The organism is Kouleothrix sp. 19917 (genome assembly GCF_057073505.1).
In genome coordinates this window covers 4,609,932-4,627,986 of sequence record NZ_CP097099.1, presented here as the reverse complement: position 1 = coordinate 4,627,986, position 18,055 = coordinate 4,609,932, and the positions used below count along the sequence as shown (strand labels likewise).

Here is an 18,055-nt window from a genome sequence, read left to right as displayed (position 1 = left end):
TTCAGCGGCACAGAAGGACGGGCACGCGGCTTTCGCGCAGCACCTGATCGACCGAGCTGCCCAGCATGATTTCGAGCAGCGGGTTGAAGCCATAGCTGCCGATCACAACCATGTCGCAGCGGCGCTCGCGGGCAGTTTCGCTGATGGCCGCGCCGGCCGCGCCTTCGGCCAGCACATAGCTCGCCTGCACACCGTGGCGTTCCAGGTAGTCGCGCGCGCGCTGCTGCGTGGACTCGGTGGTTTCCTGTCCGTCGCTCACGGTCAGCACCGTCAGATCGATCTTCCAGCTCAGCGCGAGGTAGGTGGCGGCGAACAGTGCTTCTTCGGCTTTGGGGCTGCCGTCGTAGGGCAAGAGCGCGCTGGCGATTGGCATGGCTGGCACGGGCGCGGCCAGGATCGGGCGCGGGCAGCGTTGCAGCAGGGTGCGGAAGCCCGAGCGCAGGCGCGCCAGTGGTTCGGCGCCGGGTGGGTAGGAAAGGCTGACGACTACCAGATCGGCCAGGCGGGCGCGCTCGCAGATCTGCCGCGTGACGGTGCCAACGTCGATGGCGAACTGGCCGGCAACGCCGGCTTCTGTGCAGCGCCGCTCGAATTCGGCGCGCAGGGCCTGGGCGGCGGGGCTGTAGCGCGCAGCTTCAGTTGGCACGACATGCAGGCCCAGCAGGCGCGCCCGCTCGCGGCGAGCCACCAGCAGCGCCTGACCGAGCGCATTCCAGCCCGCTTCTTCGCCACTCACCGCCACCAGCAGGTCGGAAACCAGCCTTTCGCCATAGGAATTCATGCCGCGCTCGTGCCGCCACGCGCCCGGGGCCGGCCCGGCTTCGAGCGTGTCGGGCAGCACCAGCTCGCGCAGGCGTGCGACCGGGCCGCGCGGGCTTTGCTGGCTGGCCAGGTCGGTTAGCGCGGCTTTGGGTTCGACATGCCAGCCAAGCGATTCGTGCAGCGCGGCGAGGTGCTGCGCCACCCAGATGTACAGGTCGGTTTCGGTGCGGCCAGGGAACTCGTGGAGCGCGCCCTGCTCGCGGATGGTCTGCACCACCGGCATGTACACCGTGTCGTACCAGCTTGTGGCGGCGGCGGCCATGTCGGCGGGCTGTCCGCCGGCGCTGAGCTTGTCGCGCTCGGCGCTGATCTGGCTGAGCAAAAAGCCATACTGGCCCGGCGCGGTCACGCTCAGGTCGGCATCGGGCCGCAGATCGCCCAGGCGCGTTGAGTCGAGGAAATCGGCATATTCGGCCTTGCTGATCAGCGCGTCGGGCGAGTCGCCGGGGGTGAAGGGCACGCGCGTGCGCACTTCGATGACGTAGGCCTGAATGTGCGTTGCGCCGGTTTCGCGCGCGACCGACACGCGGTGGTTGCCGTCGATCACGAAATACGCATCGCCGATCTGGTAGACCTCGATTGGCGGCACGCCGTGGCCGGATTCGATGGCGCGGCGCACGCCAACCCAGCGCGGCGCATCGCTGTCCTTGCGCGGCAGGAAATCGCGGGTGAAATCGCCATAGCGCCCCACGCTGCCAACAATCGCATCGACCGGAATATCGTGAAGTTCGCGGCGGCCGCTCGGGTGGGCACGCAGCTTCTGGCGCACATCTTCGTACGACAAGAGGTCGGATGGCTGGCCGGTGAAGCGCGCAATCAGCTCGCGCATGGCGGCGCGGCGTCGCGCCCGCTTGAAATCTTCCACCGCTGCCGTGATCGGGATCATGCTATCGGTCACGCATCTCTTCCTGGCTGGCGCGCGCCTGCCCTGCGGCAGCGCCCACGCCCGCCGGTGGCTGGTTTTGTTCGCGCTATTGTACCGCGTTTAGGCACAGCTATTGCATCTGTTCTGAGCATCGCCCAGGGTACTTTGAACGTATAATGATGGGCGACCGTATTATGGTGAACGGCCGGCCCCGGGCGCGCAGCGAAGAGGGAGCGCGGCGCAGGCGGGGCGGCCATGTATGAAAGGAATTGCCGCAGCGTATGGGACAAATTTTCTTTATGATCGGCGCAATTCTGCTGACACTGCCCGGTGTCATTTTGCGCCTGTTCGGCATTCACATCAACCCGCTGGCCGATGCCGCAATCTTCGGCCTGGCCGTGGTCGGCGCGGCATTCCTGCTTTCGTGGGCGGCCGAAGTGGCCCAGCACGATATTCCGCGCGCGCTGGCGCTTACCATCCTTGCGCTGATCGCGGTGCTGCCGGAATATGCCGTCGATATGTACCTGGCCTGGCGCGCCGCCGACGACCCGGCGACCTATGGGCCGCTGGCGCTGGTGAACATGACCGGCGCAAACCGCCTGCTGATCGGCCTGGGCTGGCCGACGGTCGTGTTTCTCTACTGGTGGCAATCGCGCCGGGTGGGTAAGCCCACCACCGGTATTACGCTCGACGAAGGGCAGAACACCGAAATCCTGTTTCTGGGGCTGGCGACGCTGTACTCGTTCATTCTGCCAATCAAGGGCACGCTCGACCTGATTGACGTGGCGGTGCTGGTGACGATTTTTGGCTTCTACGCCTGGCAGGTCTCGAAGTCGGCGCACGTCGAGCCCGACCTGATCGGCCCGGCGCGCGTGATTGGCGAGCTGGCCGATGGCCCGCGCCGCCTGGTGACGGTGCTGTTTCTGGCAATTGCTGGCTTTACGATCTTCATGGTGGCCGAGCCATTCGCAGAATCGCTGATCGACGCGGGCGTGGATCTGGGTTTCGACCGGCGCACGCTGGTGCAGTGGCTGGCGCCGCTGGCCTCGGAAGCGCCCGAGTTCCTGATCACCGGCATATTCGCCTGGCGCTTGCTGGGCGCGGCCAGCCTCGGCGCGCTGGTCTCGTCCAAGGTGAACCAGTGGACGCTGCTGGTGGGCACGGTGCCGCTGGTGTTCAACCTGGCCTCATATACAATCGGCAAGCCCGTGCCAACGTCGCTTCAGCTCGACCAGGTGCAGCGCGACGATCTGCTGCTGACGTCGGCACAGTCGGCGTTTGCGGTGGCGATGCTGCTGGGCCTGCACCTTTCGATCTTCGAGGCGGCGGCGCTGGTGGTGTTGTTCCTGGTGCAGCTGGTTATTCCGTCCACGCACACGGCGATCACGATTATCTATATTGTGCTGGCGGTGTTTTTCGCGTTCCGCAACCGCAGCCAGATCCGCGAGGCAGTGCGCGGGCTGAGCCGCCGCCCGGCCGCGCATTAGGGCGAAAAGCAGATAGATTGAGCCACAAAGCGCACAGAGGCCACTGAGTTTAATTTTACGGCTCGGTGATCTCCGTGTTCTCTGTGGCTCGGTCGTTTCGCCTGCCCTAGCCCGCGCCAAGCACCAGATCGGCCAGGTAGCCCGCAATGCCCTCGGGGTCGGCGGCGGACATATTGACCAGCACAATCACCGTCAGGTGCTCGTCGGGGTAGCGCGCGATCACGCTGGCGAAGCCATCCATCAGGCCGGGGTGGCTTTGCACGCGGTGGCCGCCCCGGCTGCCAATCAGCCAGCCGTAGCCATACTTGCCCTGGTTCGGCTGCCACATCAGGTCGCGCAATTCGGGCGGCAGCAGCTGGTCAGTGTAGAGCGCCTGGTCCCAGCGCAGCAGATCGTGGGTGGTGGAGTGAAGCGCGCCAGCGGCGAAGAGTGTGCTGGGGTCGAGCGGCGGGGCAGGCTGGCCGCTGAGGTGGTAGCCCTGCGCGCGGCCGGGCTGCGTGTCGGTATCAGCGCCGGTGTCGCGCATGCCGAGCGGCCCAAAGATGCTGGTCTGCAATACATCGGCGTAGGGCCTGCCTGTTACCTTCTCGATCAGCATTCCAAGCAGCACATAGTCGGAGTTTTCGTACATATAGCCTGTGCCGGGCGTGAAGAGCAGCGGCTGGTCGCGAAAGCGCGCTACCAGCTCGGCCGGCGTGGTTGGCAGCATCTGGGTCGCGTCGAATGAGGCGTAGTCGGTGTAGTTGGGCAGGCCCGAGCGATGGCTCAGCAGCTGCGCAATAGTAATAGTGCGCCACGTCGCCGGGCAGTCGCTCAGGTAGTTGCACACCGGGTCGTCGAGCGCGAGCTGCCCGCGCGCCACCAGCTGCAGCACCGCCACTGCGGTGAACTGCTTGGTCATCGAAGCGATCTGGAAGCGCGTGGCGCTGGTGTTTGGCTCGGCCCGGGCAACATTTGCGTAGCCGTAGCCTCGGTCGATAATAATCTGGCCGTTGCGCGCCACCAGCACGCTGCCCTGAAACAGGCCAGCCGGCACCAGATCGCTCAGGTAGCGGTCGAGCGTTTGGCCGAGCGGCGTGAGCGCCGCGCCGGGCGTTGGGATGAGCAGCGGCGTGCGGGTGGGTGGCGCGGGGCTGGGCACGCGCTGAGTCGCCAGTGGCGCGGTGGCCGGCGGCGCAGCAGCAGACCGCGCAGCGGCGGATGGCGTTGGCGGCTGGCTGGCATTGGCTGCGGGCAGGCGCGGCGCGGGCGCGGCAACCGGCCACGCCGGGCTGGTGGTGAACAGCAGGATGAGCAGCGCGCCAAGAATAATCGCGTGTGGGCGTTGGATCAGTCGCACGAATGGCTCTTCCGTAGGCCGCCGTTGCTGGCCTGGGCGGCCGTGCGGCGGCGAATGGCCGTGCCGCGTATTGTACTGCAAAGCTGCGCAGGCGCGCAACTGACCGCAAGAGATATGCTCAGACAAGGCATATCAACGTTGAAATGGGGACGAGATTTATCCACAGATTACGCAGATTACACAGATATGAGGTCTATAATCTGCGTAATCTGTGTAATCTGTGGATGGATCTGAGGCAGAAAAGGAACGCAATGGCGCTGAAAGAATACCCGGTCTGGCGCGAAGGGGTGGCATTTCCCACGATTGAGCCGGGGCGCGAGCTGCCGGCGCGCGTGGATGTGGCGATTGTGGGCGCGGGCTACACCGGGCTGGCGGCTGCGCGCGAGCTGGCGCGGCGCGGCGCCAGCGTGGCCGTGTTCGAATCGCGCAGCGCCGGTTGGGGCGCAAGCTCACGCAATGGCGGCATGGTGCTGAGCGGGCTCAAGCTCGATGTGGGCGAGCTGGCCCGGCGCTATGGGCTGCCCGCCGCGCGCCAGATGTTTGCCGCCTCGCTCGCGTCAATCGATTGCGTGGAGCAGATTGTGCGCGAAGAAGCGATCGATTGCGCGTTCGAGCGCGCCGGCCACATTCTGCTCGCCTCCAAGCCTGCGCACGCGCGCGCCTTCGCCGCCGAAGCCGATCTGCTGGCGCGCGAGTTCGGCCACCGCACCGAGCTGCTCGCCGCAGGTGATCTGCGCGCCGAGATCGGCTCGTCGATCTACCACGGTGGCCTGCTTGATGCAGTGAGCGCGGGCGTGAACCCGGCGGCCTACGTGGCCGGGCTGGCCAGCGCCGCGCTGCGGGCGGGCGCGCAGGTCTTCGAGCAGACGCCGGTGACGCAGCTGGCGCGCAACGGCAGCGGCTGGCGGGTTGGCACGCCGCGCGGCAGCACGCAGGCGGGCGCGGTGATTGTGGCGAGCGGCGCGTACACGGGCCGCGCCACGCCGCGCATCCAGCGCAAGATCGTGCCGCTTGGCTCGTACATCATCGCCACCGCGCCGCTGCCGCCCGACCTGGCGCGCGAGCTGCTGCCACGCGGGCGCATGGCCTTCGACACGCGCCACCTGCTGCACTACTTCCGGCTCACGCCGGATGGGCGCATGCTGTTTGGCGGGCGCGCGCGCTTCTTCCCCGAAAGCCCGGCCATGGTGCGCGCGAGCGCGGCGGTGCTGGAGCGCGACATGGCGCAGGTATTCCCGCAGCTGCGCGGCACGCCCGCCGAGTACGCCTGGGGCGGCACGCTCGACGTCGCCTTCGACATGATGCCGCACGCCGGCCAGCACGGCGGCTGCCACTACGCGGTCGGCTACGCGGGCCACGGTGTCGCAATGGCCACCTACCTGGGCACGCAGCTTGGCGCGCAGCTGGCCGGTGCGCCCTTCACAAATCCATTTGCCGGCCTGCCCTTCCCCGGCGCGCCGCTGGGCCTCTACGACGGGCGGCCGTGGTTTCTGCCATTTGCCGGCGCGTGGTATGCTTTGCTTGATTGGGTGCAGTAAAAGTTGATGAGAATCGAGGAAAAGAATGCCAACGCAGGTTCAGGGCCGTTTCGAAGTTCAGCTCCAGCCGCAAGCGCAGGCCGCCGCCGATGGGGTCAGCACTGCGCGCCTCTCGATCGACAAGCGCTTTTTCGGGGATCTGGATGCGACCAGCCAGGGCGAGATGCTGAGCGTCGGCAACGAAACCGGCTCGGCCACATATGTTGCCATGGAGCGCGTCACCGGCACGTTGCAGGGGCGCAGCGGCAGCTTTGTGCTCGTGCACAATGGCGTCATGACGCCCGACAGCCAGAGCCTGACCATCACCGTTGCGCCGGGTTCGGGCACGGGCGAGCTGGCGGGTCTATCTGGTACAATGGGTATTGTGATCGCCGATGGTGAGCACGCCTACGAATTCAGCTACACGCTCGGCGACGAATAACGCAAAAAGCACAGGCCATTTTGAGCCACAGAATACACTGCGGCCACTGAATTTTGCTTTCTCTGTGCGGTCGCTGCGTGCCCTGTGGCTCGCCTTTCTCTCACGTAATCGGTTGCAACCTTTCGAAAATACGGCGCGTCTTTGCTACAACGCCTTGCTGCGTGCCCCAAACCGCCGCTGGAGCGGTTTCTTTACAGGCACACAGCGCCGCATGTGCGAAATTGCCGAACGTGCTGCGTTTTGTCAATGGAGCTTGAACGCGAACCGTTCGCGCCGCATCCTTGAGCAAAGGTTGGATCATGGCGGTTTCACGACGACGAATTCCCTGGGGACAAATCTTCACGGCGGTGGTGTTTGTGCTGCTCGCCGCGCTTGCCATACGGAACTGGCCGCACATTCAGGTCAAAGCGTTTGAGGCGTGGCAGCTGGTGCGCGCCGCCCGCCCAGGCTGGCTGGTGCTGGCGGCGCTGGCGGTAGTGGCGGGCTACTTGTGCGCCGGGCAGATCTACGGGCGCGTGCTGGTGGCGCTGGGCTATCGCGCGCCGGCATTGTGGCTTTCGGGCGCGGCGCTGGTGACGATGCTGCTCAGCCAGGCACTGCCAATCGGCACAGTGGCGAGCTACGCCTTTCTGACCACCAGCCTGCGGCGGCGCAATATTCCCGGCACCAGCGTGGCGGTGATCGCCAGTTTGGAATTGCTGAGCTGGGGCGGCGCGATGCTGCTCTTGTTTGTCTATGGCCTGGTGTATGTGCTGCTTTCAACCGCAGACCAAACGGTTGCGGGCGCGTCGCTGACCGGCTTCAGCACGGTGGGCCTGATGGTTGGTGTGTATGTGTTCCTCGGCAGCCGCCCGCGCGACACCATGCTGCTGTGGGCTATGCGCATCAAGCGCGGCGTGGAGCGCGTGTTTGGCCGGGTGTGGAGCGACGAACACGTGCGCAAGATGGTCGACGAGCTGGCGCACAACCGGCAGCTGGTGATGGAACAGCCACAGCGCGTGCTGCTGCTGGTGAGCTTGCAGCTGCTGATCTTTGCGCTCCATAGCCTGGCGCTGCTGGCGATTCTGCACGCCCTGGGCGTGCGCTTGCCGCCGCTGGCGGTGCTGGCGGCCTACGGCCTTTCGCTGATTGTGAGCGCCTACACGCTGCTGCCGGCTGGCGGCGGCACGGTGGAAGCGGCGCTGGCAGTGGCGCTCAGCGTGCAGGGCGTGCCAATCGAGGCGGCGCTGGGCGCGACGGTGCTGTTTCGCCTGCTGGCCTTCTGGCTGATGCTGCCAGTCGCGGCAGTGTGCTACCGTGTGCTGCTGCGCATGCCCGCGCCTGCCGCCGAGCAGGAAGCGCCGGGGCAGGGAGATGGGGAGACACAAGATGGGGAGACACGATGACAAAATGACCAGATGAAGGGGTGAAAGTGGCGTTGGAAGGTTGACAGGTTCTCAGTTCTGCGGTTCTGCGGTTCCGTGGTTCGGCAGGTTTGCAGGTTGCGGTCGTTGTTTCCTGCCAACAGCCGACTGCTCACTGCTCGGTTCTCGGTTCTGCGGTTCCGTGGTTCGGCAGGTTTGCAGGTTTGCAGGTTGCAGGTTGGAAGGTTTGCAGGTTGCGGTCGTTGTTTCCTGCCAACAGCCGACTGCTCACTGCTCGGTTCTCCCTAACTTCTCCGCGCCTCTGCGCCTCTGTGGTAAATTTCCCGTTGGTTGGTGCTTACGCCCGCGCCTGGCTGCTGGCCGTGCGCGGCAGCACCACCGTAAACACGCTGCCCTTGCCCGGCACGCTGCGCACGCTCACATGCCCGCCGTGCGCCTCAATCACGTGCTTCACGATTGCCAGACCCAGCCCGGTGCCCGCGTGCGGTCGCGCCAGCGATGAATCGACCTGGTAGAACGGCACGAAAATCTTCTCCAGCGCATCCCCAGTCATGCCAATCCCCGTGTCCTCGATCCGCACAATCACGCGCTGCTCGTCGTCGTGCAGCGACACGCGAATGTGGCCGCCGGCCGGCGTGAACTTTAGCGCATTCTCGATCAGGTTGCGAAAGGCCTGCTCCAGCGCAATCATGTCGCCGATGTAGGGCTGGGCCGGCTGGATCGCGCTTTCGAGCTGCACGCCCTGCTCGCCGGCCTGCGCGTGGTGCTCCACAGTCAGCCGCAGCAGAATGTCGTAGATCGAAACGGGCGTGGGCTTGAGCTGCGCCGAGCGCACTTCCTGCAGGTACAGCAGGTTGTTGAGTTGGCGCGTGAGCGTGTGGGCATTGCGCGTGATCACGTCGAGCGCCTGGCTTTGCGTGTCGGTTAGCGCGCCCAATGTGCCGCGCTCGAACAGTTCGAGGTAGCCCAGGATGGACGTAAGCGGCGTGCGCAGCTCGTGCGAGAGCGTGGCAAGAAACTGGCTCTTGAGCTGGTCGAGCTCGTGCAGTTCGGCGTTGGCGGCGCTCAGCTCGCGCACCTGCTGCTCCAGCCGCTCGACCAGCTTCTGGTTGTATTCGCGCAGCAGCGGCGCTTCGGCGGCCTGGGGCAGGGCTTCGCGCTTGCCGCCCATGAACTCGGTCAGCTGCTCGATCAGGCGGCGCGGCTCGATCGGCTTGGTGATATAGCCATCGCAGCCGGCCACCAGCGCCCGCGCCCGCGCGCCAGCCCGGCCATCGGCCGTCACGGCGATGATTGGCACGCCATGCAGGTGGGTCATGCCGCGCAGGCGCGTGGTGGTTTCGTAGCCGTCGAGGCCGGGGATATTGATGTCGACCAGGATGAGCGTGGGCTGCGAGGCACGCGCCTGCGCAATGCCATCCGGCCCGTCGTCGGCGAGCTGCACGTCGTAGCCGCGCGATTCGAGAATGCGGCGCACCAGGCGCTGGTTGTCGGCATTGTCTTCGATATAGAGAATTGATGGCTGTGATGGCATGGCTTCGACCTGTTCTATAGCGATTCGCCGACGGCAATGGCGCGCGGCTCGGCTTCGATGTCGGTTTCGGTGATGGCGCACGGCACGGTGAAGGTAAACATGCTGCCCTGGCCCATGCGGCTTTCCACCCAGATATTCCCGCCATGCGCCTCGACCAGCTTGCGCGCAATCGAAAGACCCAGGCCGCTGCCCATTTTTTCGCCGCGCCGCGTGTTCACCTGGCGGAATTCTTCGAAAATAAGCGGCAGGTGCTCGGTGGAAATGCCAATGCCGGTGTCGCGCACGCTGATTGCGATATACGGCTTCACCCAGCGGCCATCGCGGGTGCGCACCGCCGATTCGTGCGTGTCGGCGGGCAAGTCGTGCGCCGCAATCACGCAGCGCGCCGACAGCGTGATCGCGCCCCGGTCGGTGAACTTCACGGCGTTCGACAGCAGGTTGAGCACGATCTGGCGCACTTTGGCCGCGTCGGCGCGCGCCAGCGGCAGGCCCGGCTCGATCTGCGCGTGCAGCGTGACGGGCTTGTTGCGCAGCAGGCCGCCCACCGTGTCGAGCACTTCGCCCAGCAGTTTGGGCAGGTCGATGGTCTCCAGATCGAGTTCGAGCTTGCCGGCGTCGATGCGTGCCAGGTCGAGCAGCTCGTTAATCAGGTGCAGCAGAAAGCGCCCATTCTGGTTGATCGTGCGCAGGTCTTCGCGCTGCATAGTCGAAATCGGGCCATCCAGCTCGTCGAGCATGACTGTTGAGAAACCGATGATCGCGTTCAACGGGGTGCGCAGCTCGTGCGAGATCGCGGCGAGAAACTGGCCCTTGAGCTGGTCGGCTTCCTGAGCGCGCGCGAGCGCGTTGCGCAGCTCGGTGGTGCGCTGCGCGACCTGGCGCTCAAGCTCGGTGTAGAGGCGCACATTTTCAATCGTCAGGCCGGCCATGCTGGCGTAGGCCAGCAGCTGCGCGGCGTCGCGCGGGCTGACAGCGCGCCCGCTGTAGTAGTAGTCGGCCGAGATCAGGCCGATCACCTGCTTTTCGTGGCCGAAAATTGGCACCTGCACATACGATTCGCTGCGCGAAAGCTGCTGCTTGCTCTGAAGCACGCGCGGGTGCTGCCACGGGTTATTCACAATTACGGCCTGTCCGCTGCGAACGATATCGGCTTCCAGCGTTGGGCTGTCGAGCATGATCGGCTGGGCGTTGACTTCGTTCATGAAGGCAGCCGCGTCGCTGATGTGCTCGGCGCCAAAGGCGGTGCCGGCGACATTGAGATGCGAGCCGTCGCGCAAATACAGCACGGCGCGCTCGAAGCCAAACTCGTCGCACAGCGCCTGCGGAATGGCCTGAAACAGCTGTGGCAGCGACAGGATCGTTTTGAAGCGATTCGAGACGGTGTTCAGCGTGGCAAGCTGGCTGAGGTTTTCTTCCAGCTCGGCAACTTTCTGGTTCAGCGCGTTCGCCATGACGTTGAACGACAGCACCAGATCGCCAATTTCGTCGTTGCTGGGCTGCGGCAGGCGGTATTGCAGGTCGCCGGCGGCCACGCGCTGCGCGCCACCCTGCAGCTGCAGCAGCGGGCTGGTGAGCAGCCACGAGAAGATCGCGCCCAGCACTAGCACGCCTATCACGCTGAGAATGCCCACCACCACAATCAGCTCACGCAGGCGCTCCTGGCTGGTGGCGATGGCGTTGCCCACGTTCGCGGCCGGGCGGATGATCTCGGCTTCGGGAATGACGATGCCGACGCTCCAGCCGGTGCTTTCGATTGGCGCGTAGGCGAGGTAGACACTTTCGCCCTTGTAGATCAGCCGATCGACGCCCTGCTGGTGGTGCACCATGCGCTCAAAGGCGGCGCGCACGGTGTCGTCGTTGGTGGTGAGCAGGTTTTCGCCATTGAATGGCTCGTTCCAGCGCTGCCCGTTGGCCTGCAGGTCGGGCCGCACCAGCACCTGCCCTTCACCATTCACCAGAAAGGCATAGCCCGCCGCGCCCATATCGAGCTTCAGCAGGTCTTGCTGAATCGTGTCGAGCAGCAGGTCGAAGCCAACTACGCCCATGAAGTTGTCGCGCTGGTCGTAGAATGGCGCGGCGCAGGTGGTGGTGAGCTTGCCGGTATTCGCGTCGATGTAGGTATCGACCCAGACAGTGTGGCCGGCCACGCGGGCGCTGGTGTACCAGGGGCGGGTGCGCGCATCGAAGGGGCGGTGCGGCATCAGGTTGTCGATAATATCGTGGTCGAAGGCGATCACGCCGCCGTCGTCCAGCGCGACATAACCCAGGCTCAGCAGCGGGTAGCGCTGCACCACCGTCGAGAGAATTGGGATGAACTGGCGCGCGCGCGCAACCGACTGGCTGTGCTGGGCGAGTGCTTCGGGCATGGGGCCGTTGGGCGAAACCCAGACGCGCCCGCTGGAGTTGCTGGGCGCCTGGCTGGCCGCCAGCAGTGAGGTGACGTTGGTGGCCACGCCTTCGACCTGGCGCTGAATGTCTTCCAGCGTGGCGTTATAGAGCTTGGCCTTGTCGGCGGCGCGCTTGGCGAGGTTTTGCTCGGCTTGCTCACGCAGCGCGGCAATGCTGGTGTCGGTGGCAGTGTCGCGGGCGGTGCGCAGCGTGGAAAGCCCCAGCGCGCTGACGCTCAGAAGCGGCACCAGCGCCAGGCCCAGCGCCAGCAGCAGCACTTTGGTGCGTATGCTTAAACGAATGCCGCGAAACAGCCCCATGATCGTTTGCGCCTGCCCGAGCGCGCAGAGCCAAGCAGCACGCGCCCAGCTGAAGCCATTGCCCATGTCGAGTGAAAGCTCGCGCTACCCTCGCCGCCACAGCGGCAAGCGCGGTTCGAACTCGGCGGGATGGCGCGTATGCGTCTTTGATACGGTGAAAACAGCTTGTTGCCTGGTTGCGATCCTAGCACGCGCTGCGCGGGCGATTCAAGAGTGCCAGATGAATGTTCGTTTACAATTCGTGAAAATGCGTTCATTCTTAACAGCGGCTTATTCGATTTCTCATTTTGCTGGCCTACGCTGGGGGGTTGCGGCGGGCGCTGGCCCAGTTTATGCGGATATGGATGCGCTGGCGGACTTCGCCGTTTTGCGGGCGATAAGTGGAATTGAGGACACGATCATGGCAGCCATCACAACGATCTTTTTCGACCTGGGCGGGGTGTGTCTGAGCAATGGCTGGGATCACGAGCAGCGCCAGGAATTGGCGCGCGCCTTCGGCTTCGACTACGAGGCGTTCGACAGCCGCCACCGCCAGGTGGTCGATGCGCTGGAGCGCGGCCAGCTTACGCTCGACGAGTATTTGCAGTGGACATTGTTCTACGCGCCGCGCCCGTTCACGCCCGCTGCGGTTGTGGATTCGATCGAGCAGCTTTCCGCGCCGTTCACCGACACGCTGGACATTGTGTCGGCGCTGCGCGGGAGCGGGCGCTACCTGCTGGCCACGCTCAACAACGAATCGCGTGAGCTGAACGAGTACCGCATCGCGCGCTTCGGCCTGCGCGAGCGATTTATGGCCTTCTTCACATCGTGCTACCTGGGCTTGCTGAAGCCGCAGCCCGAGTGCTACCGCCGCGCCTTGCAGATCACGCAGCGCGCGCCCGACGAGTGCCTGTTCATCGACGACCGGCCCATGAATGTGGAGGTGGCGCGCATCCTGGGCATGCATACGATCCAGTTCAAGAATGCCGCACAGCTGGCCGACGACCTGCGCGCGGTGGGCGTTGCGTATTGAGCGACGGCGGGTTTGCGGGTTTGCGGGTTGCAGGTTTGAAAGTTGGAAGGTTGCAGGTCGCCGACCAGAAGAATGAACCGCAAAGAGCGCAAAGAGCGCAAAGGCGTTTACGGTTAAAGGTTGGCAGGTTGCAGGTTTGAAAGTTGGAAGGTTGCGGGTCGCCGACCAGAAGAATGAACCGCAAAGGACGCAAAGAGCGCAAAGGCGTTTACGGTTGAAGGTTGGCAGGTTGCAGGTTTGAAAGTTGGAAAGTTGCGGGTCGCCGACCAGAAGAATGAACCGCAAAGAGCGCGAAGGGCGCAAAGGCGTTTACGGTTGAAGGTTTGAAAGTTGGAAGGTTGCGGGTTGCAGACTCAATCCCAAAACCCCAGACCCTAAACTCTCATGCAGTTGCAGGTTCTGCGGTTCTGAGTCTGGGCGTATAGCAATACGCCCTTCGTCGGCTCCCGCATCCGGTTGCGCGGCAACCCGCTTGCGCATATACTTGCGGCAAGCAGATGCCGTTGTTGCGATTTCTGGGAGATTCTGATGGACTACGCGCTAGACCGATTTATACAGCAGGTGCGCGCTGCCATCGCTGCCACCGGGCAGGTGCCCGAGGCGGCGGTGGAGCTGACCGCGCCCAAGCCAAATATTCCGGCCGACCTGGCCTTTCCCACCTTTAAGGCCGCCAAGCAGCTTGGCACGCCGCCACCGCAGCTTGCCGCCAGCCTGGCCGGCGCAATCCAGCCCCCCGCCGAAACGCTGATCGGCGCGGTGGCTGCGGCCGGCCCATTTCTGAACTTCAGCCTCGACGCGGCTGGCCTCGCAAACGCCGTGCTCGAAGAAGTTGAGGAGCTTGGCCCGCGCTATGGCAGCGACAGCGTGGGCGGCAACAAAACCGTGGTGATCGACTACTCGTCGCCCAACGTCGCCAAGCTGATGCACGTCGGCCACATTCGCTCGACGATCATCGGTCAGTCGCTCTACAACATCTTCAAATTCCTGGGCTACAACGTGGTTGGCGACAACCACTTGGGCGACTGGGGCAAGCAGTTTGGCATGAATATTGCCGCGATTGTGCGCTGGGGCAAGCCCGACGGCGAGGGCGAAGAAGCCCTGGCGCAAATCGACAAACTCTACGCGCAGTATGCCAACATGGCGAAAACCGACTCCGCGCTCGACGACGAGGCGCGCGCCTGGTCGCTGAAGCTCGAGCAGGGCGACCCGATCGCGCGCGATCTGTGGCAGTCGATGGTCGACCTGACGCTGAGCGCCAACCAGCGCAACTACGACCGCCTGGGCGTGCATATCGACCACAACTATGGCGAAAGCTTCTACGAGCCGATGCTGGCGGGCGTGATTCAGGAAGCGCTCGACAAAAAAGTCGCCTACCGCGACGAAGGCGGCGCGGTGGTGGTCGACCTGGGCAGCAGCCTGCCAACCTTCCTGCTGCAGCGCAGCGACGGCGGCACGCTCTACCACACTCGCGACGTCGCGACGATCCTGTTCCGGCTGAAAGAGTTCGATCCCGCGCAGATTCTGTATGTTGTCGGCATGCCGCAGGAGCTGCACTTCCGCCAGCTTTTTGCGCTGGTGCGCGCCATGGGCTACGCGCAGGATGTCGAGCTGGAGCACATCAAGTTCGGCACGATCTTCGACCAGCACGGCCAGCCGCTTTCCACCCGGCGCGGCAACATGATCTACCTGGCCGACCTGCTGAACGACGCGCACCAGCGCGCGCGCGCCGTGGTCGAGCAGGCCAGCCCCGACTTGCCCGATGCCGAGAAGGACGAAGTGGCCGAGATCGTGGGCGTTGGCTCGGTGATGTATAACGACCTGTACCAGGACCCGCGCCGCAACATTACGCTGGATTGGGACCGCATGCTGGCGCTGGAAGGCAACAGCGCGCCCTATATTCAGTATATGTATGCGCGCTGCCGCTCGATCCTGCGTCGCGCCGCCGAAGAAGGGCCGGAGCTGCCGCCCTACAATGCCGCGCTGCTCCAGCACCCTTCCGAGCAGGCCGCGCTCAAGCAGATGGCCAGGCTGCCCGGCGCGGTGCGCGAGGCCGGCGCGCGCTATGCGCCCTTTGTCGTGGCCGAATGGTGCTACGAAATGGCGCGCGCGCTGTCGGGCTTCTACCGCGATTGCTCGGTGCTGAAGGCCGAAACGCCCGAGCTGCGCGCCGCCCGCCTGCACCTGGTGGCGGCGACGGCCCAGGCGCTGCATAACGGCCTGGGCTTGCTGGGCCTGCGCGTGCCCGAGCGAATGTAGGGAGGAGTGGTGATGGTTGAGCTGCGCCCAATGACCGACGCAGAGTATGCCGATTTTCTGGCGTTTGCAGTGCCCGATTACGCAAACGAGCATGTGCAGGCCGGCGATTGGCCCGCCGAAGGCGCGGTCGAGCGCTCGGCGGCTGAGTTTGGCGAACTGCTGCCAAACGGCGCTGCGACGCCCGACCATCACCTTTTCACCATCTATGATCCCGATATCGCCACGAATGTCGGCATGCTCTGGTTTGCGGTGCGCGAAGCTGCCGGCAAGCGCGTGGCGTTTGTGTATAACCTGCTGGTCGATCAGCAGTACCGCCGCCGTGGCTATGCCTCGCAGGCGTTTCTCGCGATGGAGCCGCTGGTGCGCGGGCTCGGGCTCCATGCCATTCGCCTGCACGTCTTCGGGCTCAACCAGGGCGCGCAGGCGCTGTATGCCAAGCTGGGCTACGAAGTAACCAATGTGCTCATGCAGAAAACGCTTGAACCGCGCTGATCTGCTGGAAAGGTGTTCCTGTGCTTGATCTTGGGCACTTCCGAACCATTCTGCTCGACATGGACGGCGTGATCTATCGCGGCCCACAGCCGCTGCCCGGCGTGAACGACTTGCTGGCACTGTGCGCGCAGCGCGGCATTCGCTACGCCTGCGTGACGAATAACTCCACGCTAACGCCCGCGCAGTACGAAAGCAAGCTGGCTGGCATGGGCATTCACATTCCCGCCGCGCAGATCATCACCTCGTCGGTGGCGACGCGCCGCCTGCTGGAGCGCGATTTTCCGCGCGGCACGCCAGCCTTTTACGTGGGCATGAAGGGCCTGCACGAGGCGCTGTTCAGCGACGGCTACTTCGTCTACGACGAGCACCGCCCGCAGGTGGTGGTGTCGGGGCTGGATTCCGAGCTGACCTACCAGAAAGTGAAGATTGCAACGCTGGCGATTCGCGCCGGGGCGCGCTATGTTGCCACCAACGCCGACCGCACGCTGCCGGTGGAGGAAGGGCTGGTGCCGGGCGCTGGCTCGATCATTGCGCTGCTGCAAACCGCCACCGATGTTGCGCCAACCGTGATCGGCAAGCCCGGCGCAGTGATGTTTCAGATTGCGATCGACATTCTGGGCGCTGAAGCCAGCACCACCCTCACCGTTGGCGACCGGCTCGATACCGATATTGCCGGCGCGGCTGGCGCAGGGCTGGCATCCGCGCTGGTGCTGACCGGCGTTTCCACGCAGGCCGAAGCCGAAGCCGGCCCGATCACGCCCGACGCGATCTTCGCCGGCTTGCCCGAGCTGGTGGCGGCCTGGCCAGCGGCGTAGCGCCGCCTGAGCAATTGGAAAAACGGCAGATCAGTTGAGCCACAAAGCGCACGGAGGGCACTGAGCAATAAAACTCAGCACCCTCCCTGCGCTTTGTGGCCCAGTTGTTTGATCTTCTTACGAAGCTTCGCCGTCTGCCTTGGCGGGCGGCTCGAAACCCTCCGTTGCCAGTGCCTGTTCGCCAACACACTTGTGCAGCCGTTCTCGCCCGTTTCTGCTGTTCTTGTCCAAGCAGTTGCATTGATATCTGCTACAATACAGGGCGTATTGGCGCAACGCTTCCCCAAAAGTATGCGTTTTCCGCGCTGAGAACAGCACCTACTGCCCTAAAGGTGCTTCGATTGAAGTTGCAGCTGTTTTCTTTGCTGTTCTGCAGATTCTTTTGAATACCAAGAAGGATGGCACGGATGGCAATCGCCACACACGAACTTGTGCAGGTTTTTGATCGACTGCGCCACAACCAGATGTATGTGTATGAATATCATTCCCTTGCCGCAAGCGCTGATCGCGACTGGCAGAACCTGGTGATATATGAGGCGGCGATTGGGCCAATGCCGGGTGGTTCGATTGTCAATGAAGAGGTTCGCCTCGGAGCATACAGTATTAGCCTGACGGTGAGCGGAAGCGTGCAGTTAGGCTCGCGCTATGAAGGCTTCCAGGGCCGCGAATGGTCGTCGGCTGGGCATTTCAGCCTGCTGCCGCCGCACGGCACCTCGTACTGGGATAGCAGTGCGGCAGCCCAGGTCTGCCATCTGTTTCTTTCGCCCGAGCTGTTTGTGAACGCAGCCGCCGAGTTTGCGAAAGGCGATCCCACACGCTTCGATCTGCCATTTCGCTTTAATGCGCGCGATCCGCTTGCTGAGCAGATCTTCGCGGCGCTGCGGGCAGAGTTGTACAATCCTGGCCCGGTAGGCCGATTGTATGCCGAAAGTTTGTCGCAATCCTTGGCGCTGCACTTGTTGCGGCACCGATCGTCCAGCGTTCAGCTGCGGAACGTCGAGCATGTCTATGCCATGCCTGCGGCAATTCGGCGCGCGATCGACTACCTGGAAGCGAACATCGGCGAGTCGATTGGCCTGACCGATCTGGCACGCGCCGCGCAGATCAGCCCTTCCACGCTTACGCGCCAGTTCAAGCGCGCCACGGGCCTTGCGCCGCACCAGTATCTCTTGCGGCGTCGCATCGAATATGCCCGCATGCTGCTTCAGCGCGGCACGCTCAGTGTTGCGCACGTGGCCCACGCCACCGGTTTTGCCGACCACAGCCACCTTGCGCGCAGCCTCAAGCGCCACCTTGGCGTGGCTCCCCACGATCTGCTGCCGCGTGGCAAGAATATTCACACTATTGACGAGAATAGTCAAGACAAGCCCGATTGATCGCTTTATAGTGAGCGTGCCAATCG

Annotated in this window: 13 protein-coding genes; 9 read left to right on the top strand and 4 right to left on the bottom strand. The window is 64.3% G+C overall.

The window, feature by feature from the left end; translation table 11 throughout:
* Position 1 precedes the first annotated feature (1 nt).
* The gene (locus tag M1P90_RS18820) at positions 2 to 1,720 is read right to left on the bottom strand and encodes a universal stress protein (RefSeq protein ID WP_483696829.1); all 1,719 of its coding nucleotides are present in this window, start codon (positions 1,718 to 1,720) and stop codon (positions 2 to 4) included.
* A 248-nt stretch (positions 1,721 to 1,968) separates the two neighbouring features.
* On the opposite strand from M1P90_RS18820, the gene M1P90_RS18815 reads away from it, so the two are divergent.
* Complete coding sequence (locus tag M1P90_RS18815; protein ID WP_483696828.1) at positions 1,969 to 3,174, top strand: hypothetical protein; 1,206 nt, start codon at positions 1,969 to 1,971, stop codon at positions 3,172 to 3,174.
* A gap of 106 nt (positions 3,175 to 3,280) precedes the next feature.
* On the opposite strand, the gene M1P90_RS18810 is transcribed toward M1P90_RS18815, so the two are convergent.
* The gene (locus M1P90_RS18810) at positions 3,281 to 4,513 is read right to left on the bottom strand and encodes a serine hydrolase domain-containing protein (RefSeq protein WP_483696827.1); all 1,233 of its coding nucleotides are present in this window, start codon (positions 4,511 to 4,513) and stop codon (positions 3,281 to 3,283) included.
* A gap of 251 nt (positions 4,514 to 4,764) precedes the next feature.
* Here M1P90_RS18810 and M1P90_RS18805 point away from each other — a divergent pair, with 251 nt between their 5' ends.
* From M1P90_RS18805 to M1P90_RS18795, 3 genes are all read left to right on the top strand, one after another.
* Positions 4,765 to 6,051 carry an NAD(P)/FAD-dependent oxidoreductase gene (locus M1P90_RS18805; RefSeq protein WP_483696826.1) on the top strand — a complete coding sequence of 429 codons (1,287 nt, stop codon included), beginning with the start codon at positions 4,765 to 4,767 and terminating at the stop codon, positions 6,049 to 6,051.
* A 25-nt stretch (positions 6,052 to 6,076) separates the two neighbouring features.
* Complete coding sequence (locus M1P90_RS18800; RefSeq protein WP_483696825.1) at positions 6,077 to 6,472, top strand: DUF3224 domain-containing protein; 396 nt, start codon at positions 6,077 to 6,079, stop codon at positions 6,470 to 6,472.
* 299 nt (positions 6,473 to 6,771) lie between these two features.
* Positions 6,772 to 7,857, top strand: a complete 1,086-nt coding sequence (locus tag M1P90_RS18795) for a lysylphosphatidylglycerol synthase transmembrane domain-containing protein (RefSeq protein WP_483696824.1) — start codon at positions 6,772 to 6,774, stop codon at positions 7,855 to 7,857.
* A gap of 316 nt (positions 7,858 to 8,173) precedes the next feature.
* Here M1P90_RS18795 and M1P90_RS18790 read toward each other — a convergent pair whose 3' ends face one another.
* The gene (locus M1P90_RS18790; RefSeq protein ID WP_483696823.1) at positions 8,174 to 9,370 is read right to left on the bottom strand and encodes an ATP-binding response regulator; all 1,197 of its coding nucleotides are present in this window, start codon (positions 9,368 to 9,370) and stop codon (positions 8,174 to 8,176) included.
* Positions 9,371 to 9,384: 14 nt separating this feature from the next.
* The gene (locus tag M1P90_RS18785) at positions 9,385 to 12,144 is read right to left on the bottom strand and encodes a sensor histidine kinase (protein WP_483696822.1); all 2,760 of its coding nucleotides are present in this window, start codon (positions 12,142 to 12,144) and stop codon (positions 9,385 to 9,387) included.
* Between the two features lie 334 nt (positions 12,145 to 12,478).
* On the opposite strand from M1P90_RS18785, the gene M1P90_RS18780 reads away from it, so the two are divergent.
* The 5 genes from M1P90_RS18780 (at position 12,479) to M1P90_RS18760 (ending at position 18,029) form a co-directional block, all read left to right on the top strand.
* A complete protein-coding gene (locus M1P90_RS18780) occupies positions 12,479 to 13,090 on the top strand; it encodes an HAD family hydrolase (protein ID WP_483696821.1) in 612 nt (203 codons plus the stop codon).
* A gap of 528 nt (positions 13,091 to 13,618) precedes the next feature.
* The gene (gene argS, locus M1P90_RS18775) at positions 13,619 to 15,346 is read left to right on the top strand and encodes an arginine--tRNA ligase (RefSeq protein ID WP_483696819.1); all 1,728 of its coding nucleotides are present in this window, start codon (positions 13,619 to 13,621) and stop codon (positions 15,344 to 15,346) included.
* 12 nt (positions 15,347 to 15,358) lie between these two features.
* Positions 15,359 to 15,838, top strand: a complete 480-nt coding sequence (locus tag M1P90_RS18770) for a GNAT family N-acetyltransferase (protein WP_483696818.1) — start codon at positions 15,359 to 15,361, stop codon at positions 15,836 to 15,838.
* Positions 15,839 to 15,858: 20 nt separating this feature from the next.
* Positions 15,859 to 16,653 carry an HAD-IIA family hydrolase gene (locus tag M1P90_RS18765; RefSeq protein ID WP_483696817.1) on the top strand — a complete coding sequence of 265 codons (795 nt, stop codon included), beginning with the start codon at positions 15,859 to 15,861 and terminating at the stop codon, positions 16,651 to 16,653.
* A 407-nt stretch (positions 16,654 to 17,060) separates the two neighbouring features.
* Complete coding sequence (locus M1P90_RS18760) at positions 17,061 to 18,029, top strand: helix-turn-helix domain-containing protein (RefSeq protein ID WP_483696816.1); 969 nt, start codon at positions 17,061 to 17,063, stop codon at positions 18,027 to 18,029.
* The last annotated feature ends 26 nt before the right edge of the window (positions 18,030 to 18,055 follow it).

Coding starts and splice junctions, on each gene's coding strand:
- M1P90_RS18785 (WP_483696822.1), bottom strand. CDS start 12,144: ATGGGCAATGGCTTCAGCTGGGCGCGTGCTGCTTGGCTCTGCGCGCTC.
- M1P90_RS18800 (WP_483696825.1), top strand. CDS start 6,077: ATGCCAACGCAGGTTCAGGGCCGTTTCGAAGTTCAGCTCCAGCCGCAA.
- M1P90_RS18780 (WP_483696821.1), top strand. CDS start 12,479: ATGGCAGCCATCACAACGATCTTTTTCGACCTGGGCGGGGTGTGTCTG.
- M1P90_RS18790 (WP_483696823.1), bottom strand. CDS start 9,370: ATGCCATCACAGCCATCAATTCTCTATATCGAAGACAATGCCGACAAC.
- M1P90_RS18795 (WP_483696824.1), top strand. CDS start 6,772: ATGGCGGTTTCACGACGACGAATTCCCTGGGGACAAATCTTCACGGCG.
- M1P90_RS18805 (WP_483696826.1), top strand. CDS start 4,765: ATGGCGCTGAAAGAATACCCGGTCTGGCGCGAAGGGGTGGCATTTCCC.
- argS (WP_483696819.1), top strand. CDS start 13,619: ATGGACTACGCGCTAGACCGATTTATACAGCAGGTGCGCGCTGCCATC.
- M1P90_RS18815 (WP_483696828.1), top strand. CDS start 1,969: ATGGGACAAATTTTCTTTATGATCGGCGCAATTCTGCTGACACTGCCC.
- M1P90_RS18760 (WP_483696816.1), top strand. CDS start 17,061: ATGGCAATCGCCACACACGAACTTGTGCAGGTTTTTGATCGACTGCGC.
- M1P90_RS18770 (WP_483696818.1), top strand. CDS start 15,359: ATGGTTGAGCTGCGCCCAATGACCGACGCAGAGTATGCCGATTTTCTG.